This window comes from Candidatus Chordibacter forsetii (assembly GCF_964187505.1).
GTDB classification, from domain to species: Bacteria; Verrucomicrobiota; Verrucomicrobiia; order Opitutales; family Seribacteraceae; genus Chordibacter; species Chordibacter forsetii.
Map to the genome: position 1 here is coordinate 1 of NZ_CAXLML010000075.1, position 21,884 is coordinate 21,884.

The window sequence follows — 21,884 nt, forward strand, 5'->3', positions numbered from 1 at the left end:
CAACCCTTTCCTTCACAGCCTTGGAGCAAGAGAGGTAAGCAGGAATTTATTCCTCGATGAACTTGCACAAGCCTGCAAGCAGACAAAGTCTTCGATCGACTGGACAGCCTTGGCAGAAAATAATTCCTGACTTTACCTTGCTCCCTCCATGGGTTGTTGAGATTATATCCATCCTTTTATGAATTCAGAAAATCCAGAACATGCCAACCTTACCAAGCTGGGAGAAGGAGGTACGCACCCAAAGCGAAGCCTTGAAACTTTCCCGAATCGCAACCCGGAACGCGACTACCTTGTCGAGTTAAGAACCAGCGAATTTAGCTGCCTTTGTCCGAAAACCGGACAACCAGACTTTGCCGAGATTTTAATCCGTTACGCTCCCGGAGAAAAGATTGTCGAATCCAAATCACTCAAGCTCTACCTCTGGACCTATCGGGACGAAGGTGTATTCCACGAACATTTTGCCAACCTATTGCTCACCGACCTGGTGGATGCACTTAATCCAAAGTGGTGCCGGGTAGAAGTGGATTTTAATGCCCGTGGAGGAATTGGAATTGTAGTAACTGCCGAACATGGAACGCCTCCTGATATTGCCTTTTCATGAATGTTCAAAAATCGATTCCTGTGGGGGGTCTGCAAATCTCCAACCACCTTCCTTTTACCCTCTTTGGTGGAATCAATGTATTGGAATCGCGTGAGTTTGCCATGGAGGTGGCTGCCGCCTACAAGGAAATAACCAATAAACTAGGCATTCCTTATGTGTTTAAAGCCTCCTTTGACAAGGCCAACCGGTCATCTATATCTTCCTTTCGTGGACCTGGATTAGAAAAGGGATGCGAAATCCTTGCCGAGATTAAACAGACCTACGGTGTGCCGGTAATCTCTGACATTCACGAACCCCACCAGGCCAAACCAGCTGCAGAAGTAATTGATGTTCTCCAATTACCCGCGTTTCTTTGCCGACAGACCGACTTGGTGGTGGCCCTCGCAAACACTGGCAAGCCCATTAATGTAAAAAAAGCCCAGTTCCTTGCCGCCCATGAGATGGGTCATATTATCCAAAAATTTGCCGAGGCCGGAAATGAACAGGTACTCCTCTGTGAACGCGGGAGTTCGTTTGGATATAATAATTTAGTGGTCGATCCTTTAAACTTTGGAATTATGAAACGGACGGGATGTCCGGTGGTGTTCGATGTTACCCACTCATTACAGATTCCTGGTGGCCGTAGTGATTCTGCAGGGGGGCGCAGGCAGGCGGTTTTTGAATTGATGCTCGCGGGAATGAGCCAGGGAATAAGTGGATTATTTTTGGAATCCCACCCCGATCCAACTCAGGCGAAGTGTGACGGTCCCTGTGCCCTGCCCCTAGATAAACTTGAAGATTTTCTCGCCCAGGCAAAGGCGATCGACGACTTGGTCAAAGGCTTGCCCAAAATTTGTGTGGACTAGAATGATTGCCTCCCCGCTTATCCGCCCAACAAAATTCCCAAAATCGAATAATGAATAAGTCCGCAAATTCATGGATGATTTTAAAAGAATGGTTTCCTGATCTCTCAGATGAAACCTGGGAAAAGCTCAAGCAGTACACCGAGTTACTCAGGGAATGGAATGCTAAGATTAACTTGGTATCCCGTAAAGATATGGATCGTTTGGAAACCAAGCACCTCGCCCACTGCCTGACCCTAACCAAGTTCCTCCGCCTAATGCCCAAAGCCCGCCTGCTCGATGTGGGCACCGGTGGAGGGTTGCCTGGCATCCCTATGGCCATTTGCTACCCACAGGCAAAGTTTACCCTAATGGATTCGATCGGAAAAAAAGTCATGGTAGTCGAAGATATGGTCAAACGCCTGGAACTTTCTAACACGGAGGTCCGTCGAGGTCGGGTGGAGGAATTACCCAGGAAAAAAACTTATGACTTTGTATTGGGACGGGCGGTCACATCGCTGCCGGTATTTTTTCAGTGGGTACGGGATAAGGTAGCCAAAGGTTCACGCCATTCTCCAGCTAATGGCATCCTCTACCTCAAGGGAGGAGATTATACAGAGGAGTTAAAAGCCTCCAAACTTACCCCCGCCAAAATTTGGAGCCTCGACGAGTTATTACCAGAGGCCGAACTCGGAGAAAAATACCTGATTCACTTTAAATTATAATTCTTAACCAATAAGAATTCCTGCCTAGCAATCTTCAAAAAAGGGGCAAGCCGGCAAATAATGAAACGTGCTCCAGGCCCCCGAATTCCTAAGAGCTAGAGAGCATCCCCAGAGGCTGTTTAGTAAACATCTTTAAGGTAGCGCTTTTCTTTTTGGAGAGACTTTACCCACTTGGCGGCATCCTCCTCTGACATGCCCCCCTCGGTCGCGGCGATTTGACGCAGAGCAAGATCGACATCTTTGGCCATACGCGATGCATCACCGCAGACATAAAAATTGGCCCCTTCCTGTAACCAGGCGAACAACTCCCTCCCCTTGGTCAACATCTTGTGTTGGACATATTCCTTCTCCGCCTGATCACGCGACCAGGCAAGGTCAAGTTCAGTAAGTAAACCGTCCGAGCGATACTTTTGCCACTCTTCTCCATAGAGGTAATCAGTCTTGGATGAACGATCTCCAAAAAATAGCCAATTTTTACCAGTCGAGCCAACCGCCCGTCGCTCCTCGATAAAGGCACGAAAGGGTGCAATTCCAGTCCCAGGACCAACCATGATGATGGGAACATTTCCATCCTGAGGAAGTTTGAAGTTTTTATTGGGATGGAAGTAGGAAGGTATACTCGCGCCCACACGATCTGCGAGATAGGACGAACAAACACCCTCGCGCTTACGTCCGTGAGTATCGTAACGTACAACCGCTACAGTCAAATGAACCTGTTCCTCGTGTGCCTTGATGCTCGACGCGATGGAGTATAAGCGTGGAGGCATCGGACGTAATAATCCAACAAAATTATCGGCACTCATGCCTTGCTGGGGGAATTCGATAAATAAATCAATTAATTCACGCCCCCAAAGATAATCTGCAAAAGCATCGCGGTTGGCAGGCAGAAGCAAATCGGTAAGTTTGTCAGACTTGGCAAACTCATTGAATTTCTTGATTTGAATTTTACTCAGCGTGGTACACGCAAGACGGAAAGTCAGCGAATCCCGTAAAGTTAAGCTAGCCTCCCCTACTTGAACCGCTTCCTCCCCTGTCAGTCCAACGGCCTTTAAAAGATCATCCACCACCTGTGGACTATTTTGCGGGATGACACCCAGTGAATCTCCCGGTTCATAACTCAATGAACTCCCTTCAAGAGAGAGTTCGAAATGGCGGGTCTCTTTATCAGAACCTGCGGTTAACAATCGATTAACCAGCAATTTAGACTGGTAGGGATTATCCTTAGTGGGAGATGATGAGTCAGCAGAATGAGACATGGTAAATGGGTGGCAAATTATTGGTTTACTCTTTCTGACAAAACTGAGCGGACAATCCAAGAGAAATGAAAAAAAAAATAAGGATTTTTCATTTACTACCCTACAGGCTATATTCATCCTTTAAGGATCAGATGATTTTAATTTCCAAACTCCCACCAAACGAGCGTGATGCTTGGTACGAATGTATGATTAATCATGCCTATGAGGCAGAGGATTGGGAAAACGCCAGGCAGCTCTTAGTTCGCTTATTGCAAAAAGATAAAAAACGGGCAGATGAAATGGCCATTCTTTCCTATGTTTCGTGCTGTGCCGAGGCGGTATCCGCTACGCTTCCCCTACCCGACTTCTCATCCACACTGGAAGACTTTTATCTTCGTTACGGAATGGAAAGTGCCGAGAATATATGAGTGGAAATCAGGCAGGTGGACCAGGTTTCCTCGCAGACAACTTTTCTCGATGAGCTTTGGCAACTACGAGGTATTTTTCCGCCCAACCCTTTAGCTTTTGACGTTCCTCCTCAGATAATTTTCGTTTGATCTTGGCTGGCACCCCAGCAACCAGGCTACCTGCAGGAACTTTCATGCCTGCTGGCACCAGACTGCCCGCGGCAACAATTGATTGGTTACCAATCCGTGCACCGTCTAAAATAGTGGAGTTCATTCCAATCAGGCATTCATCCGCGATCTGACAGGCATGAATGACTGCTCCGTGTCCAACCGTGACATATTTTCCAACAGTCAAAGAATGATCATCCGCAAGGTGTCCAATCACACCGTCCTGCAAGTTGGAAAATTTACCGACCTTGATGGAATTAATATCGCCTCGCAAAACTCCCCCGTACCATAGGCTTGACCCTTCATCCATTTGCACATCGCCAATAACCACGGCGGTTGGAGCAACAAAGACATCGGGTCCGTAGAGAGGTTCTTCCCCCATGTGTTTATTCAAACGATCTATGGTTTCCATTTTTCTTTTTCAATTTTGGATATTGTAATCAGTAAAGATTTCAAACTTTTACAGTCGTAAAGTCATTCACACAACATGAAGTCTTTTTCTCAAATAAGATTAGAATTTAAACCTTAAATCAACTTAGTTTCACTAGGCTGAACAGATAGGATTCACTACTCAAAACAGTGAAGAGATCAACAGGTACAACACTCCATTAAAACAGTAAGAACTGCCTAAGAAAGATGGAAAAAAACTACTTTATTGGCAAGATTCGCACTCTTCGCCGTTGAGCATGGCTTCGATACTGCAAGCCTTCTTTTCGGCATCGGTAAACTCTTTTTTCGCCGAAGGCTCATCTGCAGGTGCATCTGCTAAAGGCTTTGCTTTCTTAAGGTCCACGGTTGCTTTTTCGATATTAGAAGCACCAAGAGTTCGTAAATAGTAAGTGGTTTTTAACCCCTTTCTCCAGGCTGCCCGGTACATGTGTGAAAGACTTTTAAGATCAGGAGTACCCAGGAACAGGTTGACTGATTGTGCCTGGTCTATCCATTTTTGACGCCGTGCTGCTGCCGAAAGTACATACTCAAAGGATACATCAAAAGCAGTAAGGTATTTCTTCTTAATATGTTCAGGCACCCCATCAATCGGACCAAGTTCGCCATCAAAATATTTTAACTGGTCTGACATTTCCCGGTTCCACAAACCTTCTTTTTTCAGGTCGTTTACGAGAAAACGATTAAGCACCATAAAGTCTCCAGAGAGGTTACTCTTGACGAAAATGTTTTTGTAGGTCGGCTCGATACACGGGGACGAACCCATGATGTTGGAAATTGTCGCGGTGGGAGCAATTGCGATCACATTACTGTTACGCATTCCGTGCTTGGCAATTTTTTGACGTACCACTGACCAATCCATTTTTGAAGACTTAGGAACATCAATGTCTTGTCCCCGCTCGTCTTCCAGTAATTGAACTGTGTCCTGTGGAAGAATACCCCGATCCCACTTGGATCCACGATAGGAGGAATAAGTACCACGCTCGTTAGCCAAGTCGCTGGATGCCTCGTAAGCGTAATAACAAATGGCTTCCATGAACTCGTCATTAAATTCGACCGCTTCTTCCGATGTAAAAGATACGTCCTTAACGAAAAGAGAGTTTTGCAAACCCATTACACCCAGGCCGATCGGACGGTGCCGACTATTGGAGGTCTTGGCTGCTTCGGTTGGATAAAAGTTTACATCAATAACATTGTCCAATGCCCGGATGGCGATGCGTATCGTATCGCGCAATTTTTCATGATCGAGGTCACCCTCAGGAGTAAGGTGAGAATCAAGCACCACAGATCCGAGGTTGCATACAGCAGTCTCATCGGCTCCAGTGTTGAGAGTGATTTCAGTACAAAGGTTGGAACTGTGAATCACCCCGACATGGTCTTGGGGGCTTCGAATATTGCAGGTGTCTTTAAAAGTAATCCAAGGATGTCCGGTTTCAAAAAGAAGCTTGAGCATGGACTTCCACAAATCAATGGCCGGAATTGAATGACCCCAAATCTCACCCTTTTCAGCCAACGCTTCGTACTCAGCATATTTGTCCTCGAAAGCTTTGCCGTAAAGATCGTGTAGGTCGGGAACTTCGTTGCTTCGGAAAAGAGTCCAGTTCCCACGGGATTCCATACGCTTCATGAACAAATCGGGAATCCAATTTGCAGTGTTCATGTCGTGAGTACGCCGACGGTCGTCACCGGTATTTTTGCGCAGTTCTAAAAACTCAAGGATATCACAGTGCCAGGTTTCAAGGTAAGCACATCCGGAACCCTTACGTTTCCCACCTTGATTGACAGCACAAAGTTGATCATTGTGCATTTTAAGGAATGGAATAACTCCCTGGCTTTCCCCATTGGTCCCAGCAATATGACTTCCAGTACCTCGAACAGATGTCCAACTTCCCCCAAGGCCACCAGCCCACTTGGACAGAAATGCATTTTCTGCAATCCCGCGGTACATAATTGATTCAATGGTATCATCAACTTTGTAAAGGTAGCAGGAAGAAAGTTGGGAATGAGGCGTGCCCGAATTGAAAAGAGTAGGAGTCGATGAACAAAAGCGACGACTCTTGTACAAATTATAAAGGGCAACAATTTGTTCTTCAGGTTGTTCTTCGTGGGCAAAAATCCCCATAGCCACACGCATCCAAAAAAACTGTGGGGTTTCCATACGTCGTGCAGTTTCTCCGGTTTTATCAACCACGAGATAACGGTCGTAAAGTGTTTGGATACCAAGATAATCAAAATCGAGATCGGCCGAGGGATCAATAGCCTGGCAAAGTTTATCGATGTCAATTTTGAGAAGTTTTTTATCCAACCGGTTAATCTCCACACCCCTTTTTAAATATTTTTTGAATTCCTTGGCATGAAAGGTACGAATCTCTTCGATACTGTTTTGGGAAACATCCCATCCGAGTACTTCTTCATATAGATACGTAAGAAGTATACGGGCAGCAAACTTAGCAAAATCGGCATCCCGTTCAATTAAGGTCTTGGCGTTGAGTACAATAGTCTTGCGCAAATCCTCTTCAGTTATTTCGGAAAAGACTGATCGGCGAAGACTTTCTTCAATCTGCTCAACAGAAAGACATAAATCTAAACCAATTGTAGCAAATGAAATTCTTTTCTTAAGATCCAACCCATCCCAAAAGAAGGTGGTTCCATCCTTTTTCTTGACCACAATCATGGAGTCCTGACGGACTTCATGCTGGTCTTCGTTAGTGTCACGTTCGACTCGGCGGCGTGCACGGTAAAGGATGTAAGACTCAGCAACCTTGAAGAAGCCATGCTTCATCAATTCCTCTTGTGCAAAATCCTGAACATCTTCGATATTGATAAATGCCTGACCGGTTTCCACCGCCCGGCGGGTTACCGAGTCGGACACCTTAACTGCAGGCTCAGAATCCAAACGTAAGGAAAGAAAAGCCTTACGAATAGCCACTTCAATTTTAGACGAATTCCAAGGAACAACCTGTCCACTCCTACGAATTAAACGAATGAGAGAACTGTCGACTCGTCCGGCCGCAGGAATATGTCCGCTGGATCCACCATGATTCGACCTGGAAAAGACCAAGCTCTTAGCAACATCGTAAGCATCGTTTTCCACCAATGCTTTTTCGATCAGTTTGTGCAAGTCGTCGAAGGAGAGGCGGGGGGCACCGCCTTCCTCCTCTTGCCCCAACCGCTCGATTAAGCGACTGGCGACGAGCCGGGAAGACTCCACCACGAGCTCCCGGTTCTGTTGGGTGTATATTTCCTTTTCTTCCCTTGAGATCATCAGGTCGGTCAACGCCTCCCCAATAACCTCGGCCACCTCGGCGATGTGGAAATCACGATCACCCGCGCCATCCGTAATTCGTACTTTCGGAATTTCAAAACGATTTCCCCCCAGGTCCTCCGCCCAGTCAAACCGGGGTTTATTTTCACGAGGCGTTTCCGCCGCTTTGGTCAACAATCGATCTTCCTCAAATATCGTATTACGCATCAGTCAAATTTCCATCCTATAGAATTAATATTTTATTTTTTACCTACTAGTCGTTAAGTAGGCACTCTTACAACTCGTCGTCTGCAACCTCAGAAAGAGCTGAAGACTTTTGGTACTCGGTTACCCGGCCTTCAAAGAAATTTTGTTCCTTTTTGACGTCCATCATTTCGGCGAGCCAAGGAAACGGGTTTTCCAAGCCAGGGTGGAGGACTTCAAGCCCTACTCCATTGAGTCGACGGTCTGCAATGTAATCAATGTAGGTACAAAATTCATCGGCACTTAATCCCACGGAATTAACAGGCAAACAATCCCGGATAAATTCTTTTTCCAGAACCACAGCCTCTTTCATCACCTCGACTAATTCCTCGCGGAATTCAGGCGTCCAAATATCCGGGTTTTCATCGATAAGCACACGGAAAAGGTTACGGAACAATTCAATATGGTTGGACTCGTCACGAAGGGTGTAACGGAACATCTGCCCGATACCTGGAAATTTATTCTGGCGTGCAAGGCTTAAGACCATACCAAACAATCCGTAAAATTGGGTTCCTTCCATACACTGCCCAAACATGAAGATATTTTTGGCGAACTCCTGCTTGTTCTCTGTGATAGTAAGGTCGAGATCACGACGCATATTTTTAGAAATGCGGGTAACAAACTCGTTCTTCTGACGAATGGTTTCGATTTGTTCAAACATCGCCTCACACTCGTGCGGGTTGATGCCCAATGAACTAATCATGTAGAGCAGGCTGTCCGCATGAATATTTTCTTCCTGAGCATGGCGGCCTAATACGAGCTTGAGTTCGGGAGCAGTAACCAGTTCGCGAACAACATGCTGGATGTTGTCACCCACAATGCCTTCAGCTGCAGAGAAGTAACCAATTCCCATCATGATGATCCACCTTTCACCATCCGATAACTCAGCGGGATTTTTCCATTGCTCAAGGTCTTTTTGCATTGGAATATCTTCCGGTTCCCAGTGGTTGGACTTCATCTTGCGATAGAGATCGTAAGCCCACTGGTATTTGAGTGGTAACAAATTGAAAGTCATGGTGTCACGCCCGTTAATCACCATTTTTTCCTGAAATGCCTGTACCGCTTTTTCTTCGTTTAAAACGAAGGTTTTTCCGCCAATTTCGTATTTTTTTTCCATAATGTATATTTCCCCTTCTTTACCTGTTAAAATTCATGCTGATACCACCGACTGAGAAACTGAATTGCTTTTCCGGGGCTTGGAAAAAGAGACTCTTCGACGACTTTCCCGATAGTGAGGATAGCCCGGGAAAAAGAAAAGAAAAAAATTAGCTTTGTTGATTTTTTTTTGATCTCTGCCCCCTGTATGTAGTGTTTAAGTTCCAAAATACCCCCTGTATCTAGTGTTGTTAATAAGTTTCATCTTGTTTTATCAGGATAGCAACTCTTTCTTGCAACTCCCTTAGAAAAAGAGAAATAAAGACAAAAACGAGAAACTTTCCAAGCCCAAGTTGTACAAACTTATTCGCCATGGATTAAGAATTTGTTCACAATTTGATCAAAAGCAAATTTCTGTCACCAGGAGCACATATTTTGTACCTTTTTCGTGGTTAATTTAATTCTTTCCCAAGATGAGCGACCCTTCGCTAATCAAAATAAAAACCGAATGCTTTACCCAAGGGCGGAAAAATTGAGAAAGTTCACCAAAGATCTTGCCAGCTTTGACTACTCTTTGATTTTTGAGCGTGCTGATGAAAGGAAAGAATGGATGCGATCAAATAAATCGACCCAGTAATTAGTACAAAAGAATTTGGACTGAGTTGTTGGTGCAATTGGGGAATATCTTTCTCTTGGGCAAGTTTTACCATACCGGGAAAATTTTTAATCTTTTTTTGCAAAACCTGATGGGTACATGCCCGGGGTTGGTCAATCTCAAAGAGAGTGACTTTTTGAACATATTGGAGTAAAGGAGATAGTACATCCTCAGCCCGTTCCTCCCCACAGGCAGCAAACCAAACCTCAGCATGACTTGGCAAACGCTCCCAAAGTTCAAGACTGGCATCTGCACCTTCGCCATTATGGCAGGCATCGACAATAAGAGTCGGGGCCTTCGATATCTTTTGCCACCGCCCTGGGAATGTTACATTTTGCAGCGCCTTTTCAATAATAGGTTGATCCACCGGAAAGGTAGAGCTGAGCAATTGCACCGTTTTTTGAGCAAGGGCGGCATTTCGGCGCTGGAATGATCCTGCCAAGTTAGTTTGGGGAAGCCTGCCTCCTGTTTCCTCGTCGAGTAAATGGATTGGAGAATTTAGCTTAGCTGCTCTTTCGATAACCACTTCGCGGGCCGCCTGCTTGAGCCACCCGACAACCACGGGTTTACCGGTTTTAATGATACCCGCTTTTTCGGAAGCAATTTGTTCAAGTTTATCTCCAAGCATTTCGCAATGGTCATACCCCACGGTGGTAATCACAGAAATTAGAGGGTCGAGCACATTTGTAGAATCGAGCCGCCCACCGAGTCCAGTCTCAATAATGGCGAGATCAACTTTTTGTTTTTTGAATTCGAGAAAAGCAATCGCAGTCATTAATTCAAAAAAAGTCGGACGCATTTCGGGGTCTTTTTCTTTCATCGTTTTAAAAATGGGCATCAATTGATCGGTCCATTCCTCAATTTGACGAAAAGATAAAAGTTTGCCGTTTACCCTTATGCGTTCTCCTAGCTCGATAAGATGTGGGGAGGTGAACAATCCCACCTTATACCCATGAGCACGGTAAATGGAATCGAGCATGGTGCAGACAGAACCCTTCCCATTGGTACCTGCCAAGTGAATTGAAGGAAAAGAAAACTGGGGATTTTGCAATTTCTTGCAAAACTCCTGCATCCGTTCGATTCCAAACTTCGAACCTTGGTTACGCAAGGAGTACAAAAACTCCAGGGTTTGATTCATAGAACAGTCAGGAATTATCGGTGCTGATACTCCACCCTGAAAAAGGGGGGAATCAAGCTTTACGGGCAGGTTTTCTTTTGGCTGGAGGCTTTTTGACTGCGGCCACTTTCTTTTTGGGAGCAGTTCTTTTCCTGGGGGGGGTGGATTTGGGAGCCTTAGCATTTATTGGCCCTGCTAAATAGCCCATCAGGTTGATCAAACGATCCCGCAGATCGTGGCGGGTTACAATTTGATCAATTAATCCATGCTCCAATAAAAACTCAGATGTCTGAAAGCCTTCGGGAAGATCTGCACGCGTGGTCTCCTTAATTACCCGGCGACCAGCAAACCCAATCAAAGCCTCGGGTTCGGCAATAATTACATCGCCCAAGGATGCGTAGCTGGCCATCACTCCTGCCATAGTTGGGTTAGTCAGAACAGAAAAGAAAGGAATGCGAGCCTTGGCAAGTTTGGCAAGTGCGGCACTAGTCTTGGCCATTTGCATTAAACTGAGTATGCCCTCATACATACGGGCTCCACCGGATGCCGAGACCACAATCACTGGTGCCTTATTATCGAGGCCACGCTCGATTGCACGGGTAATCTTTTCCCCTACCACAGATCCCATACTGCCTCCAAGAAAACGAAAATCCATCACAGCCAAGCTGACCATTCGTCCGTCCATTTTCCCCATGCCCGCAATAACTGCGTCTTCAAGTTTGGTCTTTTCCCGGTTTTGTTCGAGTTTATCCTGGTAGGACGCCAAGCCCTTAAAATTGAGGGGATCTCCTGATCGCATCTTGGCATCGAACTCTTTAAAGGTTCCCGAATCGAGTAACGATTGAATACGCTCCGGGGCTGGCAGAGGGAAATGATATCCACTACTCGGAACAACCATGAGGTTTTTCTGGAGTTCTTTTGCGTAAACCATCTCGCCGGAAACTGGACACTTGGTCCACAATCCTTTGGCCACCCCTTCTCGGGATTTAATGTTTACCTTGGAATACTTGGGCTTGCTGAAAAAAGACATATTCGGAAGTTTGGGTTATCCATGTCCTAGTGTCGCTACCTCCACCTGTCCGAACCCACTATCGATGAGCGCTTGTGCGCAAGCATCGAGCGTGGCCCCGGTGGTGTAGACATCGTCCACGAGAACCGCTCTATGGAAACCATCCAAACAAGTTCCTTGCTTGAGGGCAAAGGCATTTTTCATGTTCTTTTGTCGCTGTTCGCGATCGAGCTTGGTTTGACTGGGCGTGTGGCGGGTTCGAATAAGGCAATCATAGACAACCGTGCTTATCCCTGCTTCCTTGGCAAGAGCTTTAGCGATCCAAAGGCTTTGGTTGTAGGTGCGCTTATTTAATTTTTTACGGTGTAAAGGTACGGGAATAAGAACCGTTCCGGTGATAAAATCCAAAAAACCCGGAGCCCGTTCCAGAAAAAAAGAAATATCCTCAAGTACGCGTTTGTTCCCCTGATATTTGATTTCATGAATTATGGATCGACCAGCCGGGTTGAGATGAAACAGGGAACGACCACCCTGAAAAAGTGGTGTTCGTTCACGGCAGTTTTTACAGGTCAGACCGGCATATTCCATCCCATCCATACCCACTCCACAAAATTTACAGCGGGCACCCCGGATCCAGGCGACCTCATCAAGGCAGGAAAGACAGGCAAAGGAAACATCGTCCAGGTAAGCGGCTCGTTTACAAATCGGACAATCGCCGGGGAAAAATAAATCGATCAAGGCACGCTTCCAGCCAATCCAATCGATATCCACAACTACTTGCTTCTGGCCAACTTGGGCAACCGATAAAAGACTTTTTCCATACTTAATCCTCTGGCAGGTGCACTGACAACCCGGCCGGTCCGCTTTGAACTCAGTAAAATCTCCGAGATCTCGGAGGGTTCCATTCTGCCCAGCCCAACATCGATCATTGCCCCCGTCATACTGCGTACCATTTTATAAAGGTATCCCTTGGCCTCCGTTATAAAGTGTAATTCCCCCCCTTGCACCCGCCATTCCGAGCGCCACAATTTCCTCACAGTGGGTTCCTTTTCTCCGTGACCACGGTTGGCAGCAAAGGCAGCAAAGTCATGAGTGCCCAAGAAGAAGCTTGCGGCTTCTTTCATCCGGTCGAGCTGTAAAGTTCGCCCCTTCATCGAATGGACAAATCGGTCCTTTTCTGGCATGGCCCATCCTGGACATATCCGGTAACGATAGCGTTTTCCCTGGGCAGAGATGTGGGCATGAAAACGATCGGGAACTGCCGTTACCATCCGTGGACTTATTCCCACTGGCAGGCGAACCCGCAAGGCCTGAAGGAGTGAATCTTCGGGATGTTTCCAGGATGCATCAAAATGAAAGACCTGTCCGGCAGCATGGACTCCAGCATCGGTCCGCCCCGCGCCAATCGTACGAATTGTGCAGCCAAAGATTTCTGCCAATGCCTCATCAATTTTGTCCTGTACGGCCTTGCGGTTTGGCTGCTTTTGCCAGCCATTAAACTCGGTACCATCATAGGCACATAAACACCGCCAGCGAGTTGGCTTGATCGCTTCTTTCACTTATTTAAAAAATCGTTCAAGATTAAACAGGCAGCGGCACAATCCACCCTCCCGCTCTTATCCGCACCTTTGGCCAAATATTTCCCGCCTATAGTTTCGCGGGCAGCAGCGCTGGTCAACCGCTCGTCAGTACGATGCACCGGCAAGCCAAAATGTTTTTCTAACTCCTTAATAAAGCGGTCGACCTCCTGGGCTCGTTTGCCCACAGTTCCGTCCATATGCACCGGGTAACCCACCACCAATTCAGTGATCGAACGAAGCTCCACCTCCTTGGATAATTCCTCCCAGCAACCCTTGAATTCAACCCCTGGCACAGCCCTGGCTGGTAAAGGGATTAATAAATCATCTGCCCAGGCGAGTCCAATTCGTTTGGTTCCGTAATCAATCCCCAGGTAGTTGGGCATACCGTGCTATGATAGCTTAGGCGAGGTCGGGTTTTTGCCGGCAAACCTCTTGGGCCATTGCCTTGACCTCCTGAGCACAATCTTTGTGACAAACTAGGGTAGCATCTCCTGACTGTACCACGATCAAATCTTTTACCCCGAGCAAAGAGATGGTATGTCCGGGTTCAGCATAACTGAGGTTTCCGCTTGCGTCCAAGGCTACACCAGCACCTTTAAAAACATTACCCTGTTCATCGGCTGGATAGTGCCGGGCAATGGCGGGCCACTCTCCGACATCATCCCAATCAAAAGCGGATTCCAACATGACTACTCCTTCGGCTTTCTCCATGACTGCAAAATCAATGGAGATTTTCTTAAGCGTTGGATAGACCTTATCCATTGCTTGTCCGATCGATCCAGAATCCCTCCAGCTAGCAGATAAATCTTCCAACCCAGCACTAAGTTCTGGTGCATGCTTGGAGATGGCTGAGAGAATGACCTGAGGTCGCCAGACAAACATGCCCGCATTCCAAAAATACCCGCCATCCTTGAGGTATTGCTCCGCCTTCTCCAGGTTAGGTTTTTCCACAAATCGCTCGACCTGATGAACCGGACGGTCACTTGCAGTTTCGAGATTTCCTCCCTGTTTTAAATATCCGTATCCGGTGGAAGGGAAATCGGGACTTATCCCGATGGTCACCAAAAAGTCCTGACTCTCCGCTGCCTCAAAAGCACCGGCTAAGACTTTGCGAAATCCATCGCCATCAGCAATCACATGATCCGCGGGCAGGAGGGCAAAGGCAGCTCCCGGGTCAGAACTCTCGACAAGCAATGCGGCCAACCCGACCGCAGCAGCGGTATCCCGCCCTTGGGGTTCTCCAATAACCCGTTCAGGGAGGAGCCCTGGACAGCTTTCAAGCACCGCATCCCGTTGCTCAGCGTTGGTAATAACAAATACCTGTTCTGGCGGGACCAGCCCGCTCAAACGATCAACCGTCTGGGCAAGCATCGGAGAATCTCCCACGATGGGTAATAAATGTTTAGGCTTTCTTAAACGGCTTTGTGGCCAAAATCTTTCACCCCGGCCACCGGCCATAATAACAACATATCGTTTTTTCATTCTTCAATCTACCCATGCGACTGGATGGTGGGAAGGCGAGTAAATTCCTACCTCTTTCAGATGACAACGAAGAAAAATTGATCCGATCACTCGCCCGATTGCAGAAGTAATCCACGATTCCTTGCTGAGCGAAAAGCGAGGCAAAATACACCCAATCCAAGAATAAAATAAATTCCATTTAAGAAAAAAGCTTTCCAAAGAAGGTCGGGTTTCCATTCGTCGTGCAAAATCAAGGCCCGCATACCCTCAAACACATAGGTGGTCGAGAGGTATTGGGCAATGGTCTGCATCCAACCAGGAAGAGTTTCGAGGGGGTAATAAATACAGGAAAAAGGGGCGAGAAGAAAAGGAAGCATCCAAGTTAGGCTTTCTGCACCCAATCCGTAGCGTAGTAAGATACCGGTGACCGCCTGTGAAATCGCCCATCCGGTAAAAACAAGATTGAGAAAGAATCCGAGCAAGGGAAGACCAAGTTCAAAGACTGAGACTCCAAAAAAGGGAATAGCCAGCAGAGCGGCAGGCACCATCCCAATCAGCGTACGAATCATACTTACAGTGGCGAGAGAAAGAATAAGTTCCCAGGGTCGCAGGGGACTGACAAATAAATTGGCCAAGTTCCGGGACCACATTTCTTCAAGGAATGAAAGAGTGTAACTAATGTGGGAACGAAAGAGCGAGTCCCAGACCAATACCGCAGAAATAAGAATTCCTCCCGCAGTCAACTCCGGACTGGAATTGGAAAAATGAACCGAGGTGAAGCCCCAGATAATCATCTGTACAGTTGGCCAGTATGCAATTTCCAAAAGCCGTGGCCAGGAGGATCGGAGTAGAAAAAAGTAACGCAGTAAGAGTGCAGAAATTCGACCAATGGTTGAAGAGTTCATGCCCCACCCCCTTGTTCATTGAGAGCAAGAAAGACCTCTTCCAAAGAGCCCCGTTGGTGGCGGTCCTGCAGGTCTTGGGGACTCCCCTGTTCGATTAAACGGCCATGACTCATCATGACTACTTCATCACAAAGCAATTCGACTTCGCGCATATCGTGACTGGCAAAAAGAATGCTCGCACCGGTTTGATCCCGATAATCCCTCAATCTCTGCCGAATCCATTGAGAAACATCGGGAGATAGACTGGCAGTGGGTTCATCCAAGAGTAAGAACTCAGGTTGATTGATCAATGCCTTGGCCAGAGAAACCCGGGTCTTTTGTCCAGAAGAAAGCCGGCGAATCGGTTGGTCCATTAATTCAAGTAGGCGAAAATCTGCAGTTAATTCCTCAATTCGAGCAGAAGAATTATCTACGCCATATAGACGGGCAAAAACCCGGAGGTTCTCCCGAACAGTTAACCTTTGGGGAAGATCAACATAGGGGGAACAAAAGTTCATCCGGTGCAAAACCGTATGCCTATTTTTGACGAAATCATGACCAAACAAACGGATGGAACCAGAGGTAGGTTCAAGCAAACCCAGGAGCATAGACAAAGTGGTCGTCTTGCCCGCTCCGTTTCCACCAAGCAAGCCCATAATCGATCCGGGGGAGAGGGAAAAAGAAAGCTCATTGACTGCCCATTTCGAGCGGAAACGCTTGGACAAGCGATCTACTTCCAGCAAAGAATCAGGCTTAATCATCGGTCATTTCCATTAAACATTCCTGTACCCGCTTGGTCGCTTGGTCCAAGTCCCTGTCTTTGAATAATTCCTCATTGGGCAAGATTCGAGTGCGCAGGCGTACGCGGGAAAAAGGAAGGGGGATGACAAATTCGTCCCAGGACTTCAGCCGAATTGCTCGACCATAAGAGAAGGAAACCAGAGCAACTGGGGAACGACTTGCCCGGGCAACAAGTAGACCTCCCGATTTTGCTTCATATTTTGGTCCTCGCGATCCATCCGGAGTGATGCCCGCATCATGACCATCTTTGACCTTACGAATGAGATCCCGCGTGGCTTGAGCCCCACGACGATTCCGAGATCCACGAATTGCCCGGATTGCCGCCCATTTATAAAAAGTTTCCAACCAGGCACCATCCCGACTCCCACTGATTAATCCATAAAGTCTCTTACCTTTCCGGAAACGCTGGTGCCACTCGCCCGCAAGAAACAACCGATTATGCCAAAGGATGACGGTCACAGATTCGGTAATTTTTTGAAATTCCTCCCGACCGTCCTCATCATGGTATTGAAACCGAATCGACATAGTCCACAACCGGTAGAGAATACCAAGTGGAGAAAGAAGAGTTTTAAGACCGAAGGATTGATGGTGGGGTGCTTCGTTTTCCCCTCCCTGGGGTGGGTTCATTCGTTAGAATCTTCCCTCGATTCCCACTTCAATGGCGTGTGCCGGCACTTCGTCCTCATAAAGGTAACGGTAGCCTAAACTAAGTGCGAAGTTGTCAATCGGCGTCCATGTTGCTCCAAGGCCTAAAGTGGCAAGGAAGAAGGGATCCAAGCGCGTACGGTCTGCTCCGGCTGACAGTGCGGGAGCAAAATCCTCAATTACCGACACCCCATACCCCAAACCAATGGTTCCATAAATACCAAATAAGTGGGTAAAAGAATGGGTGTAACCGCCCTCAATAAACCCGGCTATCGACATCGACTTACTTCCATCTGCAAAAGGCTCATCATTTCCGCCATTTGTTTCAAAGCTTTCAGAATCGTGCTTATTTTGACGATATAACATTCCTCCTCCCAGCTTCCATCCGTTCCACCTGTATCCACCAGATAAAGAAACTGCCAAGCCCACATCGTATTCACGGTGTTTGATGGTATTTGAATTTTGATGGGTTGTCTTCTTTTCGTATGGAAAAATAACTCCAGGACGGAGAATAAAATAACCTCCGGAATCGGAGCCTGTCTCCGGTTCATAGGAAACTGGTTGATCCCGAACGGGTTCCTCGGAATATTTAGTAGGTTCGACCTTAAATGAGGAATTCGGAAATTCAGGCAAACTGGTTTGCTCATTCACCTCAGCAGTTGGAGATTGAGGTTGAGGCTCATCAACACGAAAGGCGAGTTGGTTTGAACGACTTTGAAAGCTTGAAGCGGGTTTTGTGGAAGGAACAATCGATTCCACTTCGGGCATGGGCTCGCGGTACTTTCTTTTAGGGTAGGAGATTTTTTCTTTTTCACCGAATGGAGATTGATGAAGTTCATCTGTGGATCTTCCGTAAAAAATTTGTTGAAATTTATCCTGCAGGCTGTGTAACCGTTCGGAATATTCGTTCATTTCTCCCTTCATCGAACGAATGCGCTCTTGCTGGTAATAACTCTTGCTCTCCACATCCTGGAAATAGTCCTGCACTTTTCTCGCACCCAAGCCATTAGAAGATTGAGCAAACCCGGTCGAGTAGGCCCAATGAAGGAATAAGAGGACAAATAACAATGATTTCTTCACATTAGATAAAGTAATTTTTTATTTAAAGCCGGATACTTTTCTAAGCAATACTAATGATTTGGTTTAGGTGAGCTTGGTTGAATGCCCCGAGGTCTAACCTGGGCTGAAATACGCCAGCATAGGAGGTGAAAAACGCCAAAGTAAAGACCGTTAACCAACCAGGCTCCATAAAAGGCGGTTCGTAATCCCTCTTCCCTCCGGTGTCCCCTTCGATGTCCAGCCAAGTTAGCTGCCCGGATCTCATCAAGAGACAAGGGGAGTCGGGCGTCCCACAATTTAGGAGGCAATTGCTTTTCTCGGATAAATTCTGGAATCTCAGGTGGCCGATCGGTAATTATTTCCCAATACGGTCTCTTGGCCATCCCAAGCAACGGGCCGAGTTTGATCTCACGATAAAAGGTTAACTGAATCACTACTGCTGTAGTGATTAATAGTCCCTGAGAAACCAGCCATGCCTTGGTTTTAAGTTTCATAATGTTTACCCATTTATCTCATTCTAGGGAATAGGGCAAAGTCGAACGACTACAATCATTGACATCTATAGAATTCAGGGTTGCCATACCCAAAAGAATTTCGACTCTATAGGACGGTGGTACGATGAGGAAAGTAATTTTTTGCTGTGGGTATTTTTGGATATCTTTAATTTGTCTGTTGGCAAACTCGATTCATGTGGTGCAAAAAAATGAGACCCTTGGAGGGATTGCCAAGCGCTATGGAGTTTCTGTATCCACCCTCCAGGCATACAATGGAATTTCGAATCCCAACCTCCTCTATGTTGGCAAAAAGTTAAAAGTTCCCACCGGCCAGGTTAAAGAAGTCACTTATGTTGTACGTAAGGGGGAAAGCCTTGGATTAATTGCCAAACGCTTTGGGGTATCCTCTGGCGACCTCGCTCTGATTAATCGAATTAGCCGTCCCGACCTCATCCGCGTGGGACAGAAAATCACCATCCCTCTGTCTGGCTCAAGGAGGCAAGCACCTGCTAAATTACTCGACTCCTCCACCCTATCAAAACTCAATTCCATCCGCCCAACCTCAGGCAAATGGCAACGTATTATTGTCCATCACTCCGCAACTCCAATTGATGATGCGGTAAATATGCACAAAGTCCACCTTGCCCGTGGCATGAAGAACGGATTAGCTTACCACTTCGTAATCTCGAATGGTTCACGCAAAGCCCGGGACGGAGAAATTTATTTGAGCAATCGATGGAAAGGACAACTCGACGGGGGCCATGTTAAAAAACAGGCATGGAATCAAACAAGTATTGGTATCTGCCTCATTGGAAACTTCGAGATTCGTCCGCCCACATCCAAACAATTGTCTGCCCTTGAAGGTTTGTGCGAATATTTAATGAAGCGCTGCAACCTTCAGGCAAACGATGTCACCACCCATACCCTTTTTCACCCCAAACATACCGTGTGTCCGGGAAAATATTTTTCGCTTACCGGATTGCGGCGGCGATTATACGATTAATTTAACCGAGGGATTCAAGGAATGCCTTATCCCGAACGAGCAACACCTTGCCCATTCGGGGCTCAGCATTACGGGCAAATGCACGTTTGAAGTCCGCAAGATCAAAGCATTGATCAATTGAATGTTTTAAATCGGTCATAGCCAAGGGTTGAAGAACCTGCTCACAGGCATTTCGTAAACCTGCCGGACTTTGTTTACGGCGCCAACGATCGAGCCAAAATCCAACCATGCGAATATCATCAAAAATCAAATTGCGGGTAGGAAAACGTACGGTTGATCCATCCATCGCCCCAAAGGTGACATGCACTCCACCCGAGCCCAGACTCCTGGCCAGACGCAGGGCACTTTGCCCGCCCACTGAATTGAGAGCCAACTTGCAGCCCTTCCCCTCTGTGAAAATCTTTACCCGGTTGGGAGCTTCATCATCATCGGTCCATACCTCTGTTGACCCAAGTGCTTTTAAAGGCTCTACACTCGCTTGGTTGCGCACCAAGCTAAGGCAGCGCAAATCCATTTTACGGGCAAATTGGACCACCGCCTGACCAACGGCAGAATTTCCCGCGTTTTGAATAATGATATCGCCCGGGTTTAAATATTCAAAATCATTCAACAAACGCCAGGCCGTAAGGGGATTAACCAGGGAGACGGCTAATTGCTCAAAGGGAACGAGGGCCGGAAAGAGAATTAAATCATCCGCCCTGGCCAGTTGGTACTCCTGCCAAACTCCCCCTTCTTCCGCAAGAGAGACCGGCCGGCCGATTACTTTTTCATCCACCCCCTGCCCGACTGCAACCACCGTGCCCACTCCTTCGCGACCGGCAATAGCAGGGAGGGACTTCAATCGGCCATACGACCCCTGAATTAAGCCAAAATCAGAGGGATGAACTGGACTGGCCTGCATTTCAATTAACACCTCGCCCGACCCTGGGCTGGCCACGGGGATTTCAACTAAGGACAAGACCTCCTCGGGCTTTCCGTGCTCAAGGTATTGCAGGGCGCGTTGGGTTGATGGAATTTCCTTTTTCATCTGACCTTTAGAAGTAACAAGGCACGGCTGACGGGGCGAACCGAAAAGCAGACAGATTTACTTAATGATTTCCAAATCTGGACGCACCTTGATCAGACGGACAAGCTCAGGGGCGACGGCCTTTGATTCCCAAAGGTTTAAACGGTCAAGAGCAGGCAGTTTAACTAACCCAACCAGCCCTTGTGAAGTAACGCGTGTTTGTCCAAGGTTCAAGCTTTGCAAATTTTGTAAGGTGGTGAGTTGCTGGACGCCAGAATCCTCAATGGGGCATCCACGCAGGTTAAGATAAACCAACCTGGTTAGCTTGGAAATAGTTTCGCAACCAGCGGAAGTAAGTGCAGTGTTGCGCAGGTCCAGGTGTACAAGGTTATCAGCCAGGGGAAGCAAGGCCGCCACTTTTTCATCGGTCACTTTTTTAAACTGAGTGACTGAACGGGCCTCCAACAAAGGACTATCCTGACCGATGGTACGGATGTGCAGACCACTTTGCTCTCTGGCCTTTTCTAAAACCTTTTGATTCACCGGCATTAGCCCTTTTCCCAGGTTTAAATAGAAAGTTACAAATTCGGGAACTTTTTCCGGAGCAAACGCATCCTCCCTTATCAAATCCTCGATTCCATCGGTGGCTCCCTGCCAACTCCCAAAATCGGCTCCCTGCCCAATCCAGCGTCGGATTAAATCTTTCTGACCGAAAGTCAGCGGATCTCCTTTCGGGGGCATTAGATCATCGTCACCCGAGGGCAAATTCACCCGATTATAAAGCGGACTCTTACTCGGGTGATTGGGAACTAGTACCGGCCCATCATCTGAACCGAACATCAAATGGGCCAACCCGTCCATTCGCAAACCTGCCTTCGGTTTGATTAATCGGCCATTTTTTTCGTGAGGTGCCTGATGGCACTCAATACACCTTTCTTCAAACAAAGGAAACACCTCCTTTTCAAAATCGACGGTTGTATTATCTGCCCACGTCGAAACGACGGAAAAAAAAAGGGTCAGGCAAATCCGGGCATTCATCATTCAATTAACAAACATAGATCAACAAAAAGATAAAAGTATGACCATGCAAATAAGATTAAAAACTAAAAAAAATTTCATATACTAATGGCACTAAATGGAAATATTTCCCACACTTTTTCGAA

The 21,884-nt window shown here is 47.0% G+C and carries 22 protein-coding genes; 5 read left to right on the top strand and 17 right to left on the bottom strand.

Annotated elements, in window-relative coordinates; all coding sequences use genetic code 11:
* The first annotated feature begins 178 nt into the window (after positions 1-178).
* The 3 genes from queF to rsmG are packed head-to-tail and all read left to right on the top strand — an operon-like array spanning position 179 to position 2,147.
* A complete protein-coding gene (gene queF, locus ACKPQ4_RS03325; protein ID WP_407679790.1) occupies positions 179-601 on the top strand; it encodes a preQ(1) synthase in 423 nt (140 codons plus the stop codon).
* Positions 598-1,446, top strand: coding sequence for a 3-deoxy-8-phosphooctulonate synthase (gene kdsA, locus ACKPQ4_RS03330; protein WP_407679791.1), 849 nt, complete (start codon positions 598-600; stop codon positions 1,444-1,446). The genes queF and kdsA overlap by 4 nt, the downstream gene beginning before the upstream one ends.
* Before the next feature lie 50 nt (positions 1,447-1,496).
* Positions 1,497-2,147: a 16S rRNA (guanine(527)-N(7))-methyltransferase RsmG gene (gene rsmG, locus ACKPQ4_RS03335; RefSeq protein WP_407679792.1), complete on the top strand. Its 651-nt coding sequence runs from the start codon at positions 1,497-1,499 to the stop codon at positions 2,145-2,147.
* A 119-nt stretch (positions 2,148-2,266) separates the two neighbouring features.
* Here rsmG and ACKPQ4_RS03340 read toward each other — a convergent pair whose 3' ends face one another.
* Positions 2,267-3,403 (bottom strand): diflavin oxidoreductase, encoded by a 1,137-nt coding sequence (locus ACKPQ4_RS03340; protein ID WP_407679793.1) that lies wholly within the window; start codon positions 3,401-3,403, stop codon positions 2,267-2,269.
* 131 nt (positions 3,404-3,534) lie between these two features.
* Between ACKPQ4_RS03340 and ACKPQ4_RS03345 the strand changes: the two genes are divergently transcribed.
* A complete protein-coding gene (locus ACKPQ4_RS03345) occupies positions 3,535-3,810 on the top strand; it encodes a hypothetical protein (RefSeq protein ID WP_407679794.1) in 276 nt (91 codons plus the stop codon).
* A 7-nt stretch (positions 3,811-3,817) separates the two neighbouring features.
* Here the strand turns inward: ACKPQ4_RS03345 and ACKPQ4_RS03350 are convergent, their stop codons facing one another.
* The 14 genes from ACKPQ4_RS03350 to ACKPQ4_RS03415 all read right to left on the bottom strand — a co-directional run bounded on the left by ACKPQ4_RS03350 (position 3,818) and on the right by ACKPQ4_RS03415 (position 18,712).
* The gene (locus ACKPQ4_RS03350) at positions 3,818-4,369 is read right to left on the bottom strand and encodes a gamma carbonic anhydrase family protein (RefSeq protein WP_407679795.1); all 552 of its coding nucleotides are present in this window, start codon (positions 4,367-4,369) and stop codon (positions 3,818-3,820) included.
* A gap of 240 nt (positions 4,370-4,609) precedes the next feature.
* Positions 4,610-7,876: a ribonucleoside-diphosphate reductase subunit alpha gene (locus ACKPQ4_RS03355; protein ID WP_407679796.1), complete on the bottom strand. Its 3,267-nt coding sequence runs from the start codon at positions 7,874-7,876 to the stop codon at positions 4,610-4,612.
* A 67-nt stretch (positions 7,877-7,943) separates the two neighbouring features.
* A complete protein-coding gene (locus tag ACKPQ4_RS03360; protein WP_407679797.1) occupies positions 7,944-9,029 on the bottom strand; it encodes a ribonucleotide-diphosphate reductase subunit beta in 1,086 nt (361 codons plus the stop codon).
* A gap of 520 nt (positions 9,030-9,549) precedes the next feature.
* The gene (locus tag ACKPQ4_RS03365) at positions 9,550-10,800 is read right to left on the bottom strand and encodes a bifunctional folylpolyglutamate synthase/dihydrofolate synthase (RefSeq protein WP_407679798.1); all 1,251 of its coding nucleotides are present in this window, start codon (positions 10,798-10,800) and stop codon (positions 9,550-9,552) included.
* Positions 10,801-10,852: 52 nt separating this feature from the next.
* Positions 10,853-11,809 carry an acetyl-CoA carboxylase, carboxyltransferase subunit beta gene (gene accD, locus ACKPQ4_RS03370; RefSeq protein ID WP_407679799.1) on the bottom strand — a complete coding sequence of 319 codons (957 nt, stop codon included), beginning with the start codon at positions 11,807-11,809 and terminating at the stop codon, positions 10,853-10,855.
* A 15-nt stretch (positions 11,810-11,824) separates the two neighbouring features.
* Positions 11,825-12,559, bottom strand: a complete 735-nt coding sequence (locus tag ACKPQ4_RS03375) for a double zinc ribbon domain-containing protein (protein ID WP_407679800.1) — start codon at positions 12,557-12,559, stop codon at positions 11,825-11,827.
* Positions 12,560-12,561: 2 nt separating this feature from the next.
* A complete protein-coding gene (gene truA / locus ACKPQ4_RS03380) occupies positions 12,562-13,347 on the bottom strand; it encodes a tRNA pseudouridine(38-40) synthase TruA (RefSeq protein WP_407679801.1) in 786 nt (261 codons plus the stop codon).
* Entirely contained in the window at positions 13,344-13,751 is a 408-nt protein-coding gene (gene ruvX, locus ACKPQ4_RS03385; RefSeq protein ID WP_407679802.1) for a Holliday junction resolvase RuvX, read from the bottom strand. Before ruvX ends, truA begins: the two co-directional genes overlap by 4 nt.
* Before the next feature lie 16 nt (positions 13,752-13,767).
* Positions 13,768-14,850: a mannose-1-phosphate guanylyltransferase gene (locus ACKPQ4_RS03390; protein WP_407679803.1), complete on the bottom strand. Its 1,083-nt coding sequence runs from the start codon at positions 14,848-14,850 to the stop codon at positions 13,768-13,770.
* An 86-nt stretch (positions 14,851-14,936) separates the two neighbouring features.
* Positions 14,937-15,734, bottom strand: a complete 798-nt coding sequence (locus ACKPQ4_RS03395; RefSeq protein ID WP_407679804.1) for an ABC transporter permease — start codon at positions 15,732-15,734, stop codon at positions 14,937-14,939.
* Positions 15,731-16,474 carry an ABC transporter ATP-binding protein gene (locus tag ACKPQ4_RS03400; protein WP_407679805.1) on the bottom strand — a complete coding sequence of 248 codons (744 nt, stop codon included), beginning with the start codon at positions 16,472-16,474 and terminating at the stop codon, positions 15,731-15,733. Before ACKPQ4_RS03400 ends, ACKPQ4_RS03395 begins: the two co-directional genes overlap by 4 nt.
* The gene (locus ACKPQ4_RS03405; protein ID WP_407679806.1) at positions 16,467-17,141 is read right to left on the bottom strand and encodes a lysophospholipid acyltransferase family protein; all 675 of its coding nucleotides are present in this window, start codon (positions 17,139-17,141) and stop codon (positions 16,467-16,469) included. Before ACKPQ4_RS03405 ends, ACKPQ4_RS03400 begins: the two co-directional genes overlap by 8 nt.
* Positions 17,142-17,144: 3 nt before the next feature.
* Positions 17,145-18,239, bottom strand: coding sequence for an outer membrane beta-barrel protein (locus ACKPQ4_RS03410; RefSeq protein ID WP_407679807.1), 1,095 nt, complete (start codon positions 18,237-18,239; stop codon positions 17,145-17,147).
* A gap of 50 nt (positions 18,240-18,289) precedes the next feature.
* Positions 18,290-18,712, bottom strand: coding sequence for a hypothetical protein (locus ACKPQ4_RS03415; protein WP_407679808.1), 423 nt, complete (start codon positions 18,710-18,712; stop codon positions 18,290-18,292).
* Positions 18,713-18,836: 124 nt separating this feature from the next.
* Here ACKPQ4_RS03415 and ACKPQ4_RS03420 point away from each other — a divergent pair, with 124 nt between their 5' ends.
* On the top strand, positions 18,837-19,715 hold the full coding sequence (locus ACKPQ4_RS03420; RefSeq protein ID WP_407679809.1) for a LysM peptidoglycan-binding domain-containing protein: 879 nt from the start codon (positions 18,837-18,839) through the stop codon (positions 19,713-19,715).
* 1 nt (position 19,716) lies between these two features.
* Here ACKPQ4_RS03420 and ACKPQ4_RS03425 read toward each other — a convergent pair whose 3' ends face one another.
* Together ACKPQ4_RS03425 and ACKPQ4_RS03430 are read right to left on the bottom strand one after the other, a co-directional pair.
* On the bottom strand, positions 19,717-20,742 hold the full coding sequence (locus ACKPQ4_RS03425; RefSeq protein WP_407679810.1) for an MDR family NADPH-dependent oxidoreductase: 1,026 nt from the start codon (positions 20,740-20,742) through the stop codon (positions 19,717-19,719).
* 57 nt (positions 20,743-20,799) lie between these two features.
* Positions 20,800-21,762, bottom strand: coding sequence for a c-type cytochrome domain-containing protein (locus ACKPQ4_RS03430; protein ID WP_407679811.1), 963 nt, complete (start codon positions 21,760-21,762; stop codon positions 20,800-20,802).
* Positions 21,763-21,884 lie beyond the last annotated feature (122 nt).

Coding starts and splice junctions, on each gene's coding strand:
- queF (WP_407679790.1), top strand. CDS start 179: ATGAATTCAGAAAATCCAGAACATGCCAACCTTACCAAGCTGGGAGAA.
- kdsA (WP_407679791.1), top strand. CDS start 598: ATGAATGTTCAAAAATCGATTCCTGTGGGGGGTCTGCAAATCTCCAAC.
- rsmG (WP_407679792.1), top strand. CDS start 1,497: ATGAATAAGTCCGCAAATTCATGGATGATTTTAAAAGAATGGTTTCCT.
- ACKPQ4_RS03340 (WP_407679793.1), bottom strand. CDS start 3,403: ATGTCTCATTCTGCTGACTCATCATCTCCCACTAAGGATAATCCCTAC.
- ACKPQ4_RS03345 (WP_407679794.1), top strand. CDS start 3,535: ATGATTTTAATTTCCAAACTCCCACCAAACGAGCGTGATGCTTGGTAC.
- ACKPQ4_RS03350 (WP_407679795.1), bottom strand. CDS start 4,369: ATGGAAACCATAGATCGTTTGAATAAACACATGGGGGAAGAACCTCTC.
- ACKPQ4_RS03355 (WP_407679796.1), bottom strand. CDS start 7,876: ATGCGTAATACGATATTTGAGGAAGATCGATTGTTGACCAAAGCGGCG.
- ACKPQ4_RS03360 (WP_407679797.1), bottom strand. CDS start 9,029: ATGGAAAAAAAATACGAAATTGGCGGAAAAACCTTCGTTTTAAACGAA.
- ACKPQ4_RS03365 (WP_407679798.1), bottom strand. CDS start 10,800: ATGAATCAAACCCTGGAGTTTTTGTACTCCTTGCGTAACCAAGGTTCG.
- accD (WP_407679799.1), bottom strand. CDS start 11,809: ATGTCTTTTTTCAGCAAGCCCAAGTATTCCAAGGTAAACATTAAATCC.
- ruvX (WP_407679802.1), bottom strand. CDS start 13,751: ATGCCCAACTACCTGGGGATTGATTACGGAACCAAACGAATTGGACTC.
- ACKPQ4_RS03390 (WP_407679803.1), bottom strand. CDS start 14,850: ATGAAAAAACGATATGTTGTTATTATGGCCGGTGGCCGGGGTGAAAGA.
- ACKPQ4_RS03395 (WP_407679804.1), bottom strand. CDS start 15,734: ATGAACTCTTCAACCATTGGTCGAATTTCTGCACTCTTACTGCGTTAC.
- ACKPQ4_RS03400 (WP_407679805.1), bottom strand. CDS start 16,474: ATGATTAAGCCTGATTCTTTGCTGGAAGTAGATCGCTTGTCCAAGCGT.
- ACKPQ4_RS03405 (WP_407679806.1), bottom strand. CDS start 17,141: ATGAACCCACCCCAGGGAGGGGAAAACGAAGCACCCCACCATCAATCC.
- ACKPQ4_RS03415 (WP_407679808.1), bottom strand. CDS start 18,712: ATGAAACTTAAAACCAAGGCATGGCTGGTTTCTCAGGGACTATTAATC.
- ACKPQ4_RS03420 (WP_407679809.1), top strand. CDS start 18,837: ATGAGGAAAGTAATTTTTTGCTGTGGGTATTTTTGGATATCTTTAATT.
- ACKPQ4_RS03425 (WP_407679810.1), bottom strand. CDS start 20,742: ATGAAAAAGGAAATTCCATCAACCCAACGCGCCCTGCAATACCTTGAG.
- ACKPQ4_RS03430 (WP_407679811.1), bottom strand. CDS start 21,762: ATGATGAATGCCCGGATTTGCCTGACCCTTTTTTTTTCCGTCGTTTCG.